General features: G+C 32.7%; 6 protein-coding genes. 5 read left to right on the top strand and 1 reads right to left on the bottom strand.

The genetic code is table 11. The features are described from left to right. From QM017_RS09180 to QM017_RS09170, 3 genes are all read left to right on the top strand, one after another. Positions 1-735, top strand: a 735-nt coding sequence (locus QM017_RS09180) for a replication protein (protein WP_349238503.1), incomplete at its 5' end; no start/stop codon positions are given. Next, positions 728-1,024: a hypothetical protein gene (locus QM017_RS09175; RefSeq protein WP_282709616.1), complete on the top strand. Its 297-nt coding sequence runs from the start codon at positions 728-730 to the stop codon at positions 1,022-1,024. The genes QM017_RS09180 and QM017_RS09175, both read left to right, overlap by 8 nt. Before the next feature lie 29 nt (positions 1,025-1,053). Then, positions 1,054-1,422: a hypothetical protein gene (locus tag QM017_RS09170; protein WP_282709615.1), complete on the top strand. Its 369-nt coding sequence runs from the start codon at positions 1,054-1,056 to the stop codon at positions 1,420-1,422. A gap of 291 nt (positions 1,423-1,713) precedes the next feature. Here QM017_RS09170 and QM017_RS09165 read toward each other — a convergent pair whose 3' ends face one another. Beyond that, entirely contained in the window at positions 1,714-1,935 is a 222-nt protein-coding gene (locus tag QM017_RS09165; RefSeq protein ID WP_282709614.1) for a hypothetical protein, read from the bottom strand. Between the two features lie 89 nt (positions 1,936-2,024). Here QM017_RS09165 and QM017_RS09160 point away from each other — a divergent pair, with 89 nt between their 5' ends. Further along, on the top strand, positions 2,025-2,222 hold the full coding sequence (locus QM017_RS09160) for a hypothetical protein (RefSeq protein ID WP_282709613.1): 198 nt from the start codon (positions 2,025-2,027) through the stop codon (positions 2,220-2,222). A 539-nt stretch (positions 2,223-2,761) separates the two neighbouring features. Beyond that, the gene (locus QM017_RS09155; RefSeq protein ID WP_282709612.1) at positions 2,762-2,917 is read left to right on the top strand and encodes a CopG family transcriptional regulator; all 156 of its coding nucleotides are present in this window, start codon (positions 2,762-2,764) and stop codon (positions 2,915-2,917) included. Positions 2,918-2,921 lie beyond the last annotated feature (4 nt).

Below are 2,921 nucleotides of genomic sequence, written 5' to 3'. Positions count from 1 at the left end.
AGAGTAGTTCGGTCTAACTACTCTTTGTTGGTGTATTATATTTTGTATGGTAATTATAACATGAATGTTAGAACTACAAAAGCAAGGAACTTTGCATTTATTATATATCCAGAAAGTATTCCAGAAAATTGGGTAGAGTGTTTAGAAAAATTGGGAGTTTCAATGGCAATTAGCCCATTGCATGATAAAGATAAAAGTGACGTTGCTGGTCAAGTGTATAAAAAAGCTCATTATCATGTTCTTTATATAGCAAGAAATCCTGTAACGGTTGAAAGTGTTAGAAAGAAAGTGAAACGAGTTTTGGGTAATAGTGCTATTTCTCATATTGAGATTGTTGATAGCGTGGAATACTATTATCAATATTTAACGCATGAGAGTTCTGATGCTATTAGAAAAAATAAGCATGTCTATGATAAAAAAGATATTATTTATGTTAATGATTTTGATATTGATAGATATATAACTCTTGATGAAAATCAAAAACGTGAATTAAAAAATATGCTTTTAACTGTTGTTAGGAAGTATCATTTGGTAAATGTTATAGATTTGATGGCGTTTATTGAAGTAGATGGAGAGCAATTTGGCATTTCAAATGTAAATGACGTTTATGATGTTGTTTCGGCTAATTCAAGCGCCTTTAGATTGTGGTTTGAAGGGAATTATCAATGTGGTTATAGAGCGAAATATGCTCAAATTAATATCGACGAAGAAACGGGGGAAATTTTGGATGTTTGAAATGGTTTGGCATTTTTCAGCAACTGGGCAACGTGCTAATGTTGCACGATTTTTAGACGATATGCAGTATAGTGAGGCATGGTCTAGATTGACAATTCGATGTGAATTTGATGATTTTATAGCAATTAATGAAGTTGTCGTTGTTAATTCCGATAATGAGCAAGAAATAACTGGGGTTGTGGCTGAACCTTTCGAATTCAAATCATTTGAACTCGAAGAACTTTTTGAATATTTAGTTAATGAATACCAGCTCGATTTTAGTTTGAAAGTTGACTTTTTTAATTGTTAGTTATTTTGATTTAGGAAGTGAGCTTTAGAATGGTTAAAAAGAAAGAGTACATCAAAGTATTTGTACAAAGCGAAACTAAAAAAGCTTTTAATGATTTTTTTGAAGCTAATAAAAGTTTGTTTGGGACTAAAGCTAATATGTTTAGAGTAATGATTGCTAATTTACCAAGACTCCTTACACATGAAAATTTTATTGTTGATCCAGAAAAAGAGAAATTGCAAAAAGAATTGCAAAAAGCTAATCTCAAAATTGAACAACTTGAAAAATTAAATTCAACAAATTCTAAAGAATTGACAGATAAATTAAATAAAATCGAAGTAATGATTACTGAAATATATTCGTCTGATTTAGTCAACTTAAATAAAACCAAAACAGAGAAATTTAATTTTAAATTTTAGAAAGTAGGGGTAGTTAACCCCTACTTTTTTTATTAAAAAAGAGGGGTAAAAGAAGGGTCAAAAGAGGGGTAAAAAGAAGGGTCAAAATAGCATGTTTTAACATAAAAAGTGATATCACTAGTTGACCGTATTTTGACCCCCCTAAAAGAAACAGAGAAACCAGTTGGCACCGCCAACTTATCACCCCTCGATTTTAGGGGTGATATCAGTTTCTCCTTATGCTCTTTTAAACATCAAAATAACGTTTTTGATGTTTTTTTCTACTGCTAAAAAATTTAGTGTGTTTTACAACTAAATTTCTAGATCGATTTTTAGTATTTCTTTGAGTTTTTCGTATGCGTCTATCGTAAACAGATAATTACGTTTTCCTGCTCGGCGATAATCAACATTTTCTGTCAAACAAGCTTTAGCTACTCTCAAAATATAAGATTGGCTATATTCTAATTCGAAAGCCAATTCTGATGTAGTCATGATTTGGTCAAGTGTATATGTTTTTTGATGTGAGATTTTCATGTTGCAACAACTCCTTTGTTATTATCAGTCTAACGTATGACGTATGACGTCCGACTTATGTTATTGATTGATATTATGCACTTTTTAAAGTGATAAATCAACATTGGTTAACCAACGTCAACCAACGTCAGTCACATGTCAACCAACGGTCTCCTAGTCTAGATAAGATTAGATTAGATAAGTCTAGTCTAGATATTGGTCAACCCAGTCTAGATAAGTCTAGTCTAGATAAGATTAGTTTAGATAAGTCTAGTCTAGATATGTATATTGGCAATTTAGCTATTTAATATTTTGCGTTTTAAGGCACTTTAAACTCTTAGGGGTATAATTCTATCCAAAATAAATTAAAACTCCTTAGAAATGATTTTAGAGGTATTTAAGAGTGTTCTGAATGTTAGTCAAGGGGAAAAGCGGTAGCGGACCGTTAGGGAGCATAAGGAGCGCCCCTTGACCGACTTGATACATCAAAAACGGTAGAAATTGAAAGGCAAAAAGCTTTGCCTTTCTGCCACGTGGCGAACGGTTCCCCGATTGCAATCGGGGCGGAGGGGTTAAAAATGAATTTTTTGGTGGGGAAAGTTTGTGAAATAGAAAGGGAATGGGGGCGGACTACGACCCCCCATTATGTGCCGAGTGCCAAATTTCCAAAAAAAACAGCTATACGCTTACTCTCCCAACAGATACAGAGATTTTTTACTGACCGCCGTTTGACCGCCGTTTTGACCGCCGTTTTTTATTCCGTTGTCAAAAGTACACGAAAAGTGTTGTACTTTTGACAATTTTGAATTATAATGGTTTGTGAAAAAATATTTTGGAGGTATTAATTATGGCAACCACTAAAAAAAGACTAACTATCAGTTTATCTGATTCGGTTTTGAGTGATTTGGAAAAATTAGCAAAAGAGAAAGGTTTGTCAAAATCTGGAGTGATAACACTGTTTATAGAAAAATATAAAGCTGAGAAAGGGCAAATTATGGCATAAAAAA

It is taken from the genome of Ligilactobacillus sp. Marseille-Q7487 (assembly GCF_949152225.1).
Lineage (GTDB): Bacteria > Bacillota > Bacilli > Lactobacillales > Lactobacillaceae > Ligilactobacillus.
The sequence above is the reverse complement of the archived record's forward strand: the minus strand, read 5'-3'. Positions and strand labels throughout refer to the sequence as shown.

Excerpts from the sequence above, each read along its gene's own strand:
- QM017_RS09175 (WP_282709616.1), top strand. The coding sequence starts at position 728 with ATGTTTGAAATGGTTTGGCATTTTTCAGCAACTGGGCAACGTGCTAAT.
- QM017_RS09170 (WP_282709615.1), top strand. The coding sequence starts at position 1,054 with ATGGTTAAAAAGAAAGAGTACATCAAAGTATTTGTACAAAGCGAAACT.
- QM017_RS09165 (WP_282709614.1), bottom strand. The coding sequence starts at position 1,935 with ATGAAAATCTCACATCAAAAAACATATACACTTGACCAAATCATGACT.
- QM017_RS09155 (WP_282709612.1), top strand. The coding sequence starts at position 2,762 with ATGGCAACCACTAAAAAAAGACTAACTATCAGTTTATCTGATTCGGTT.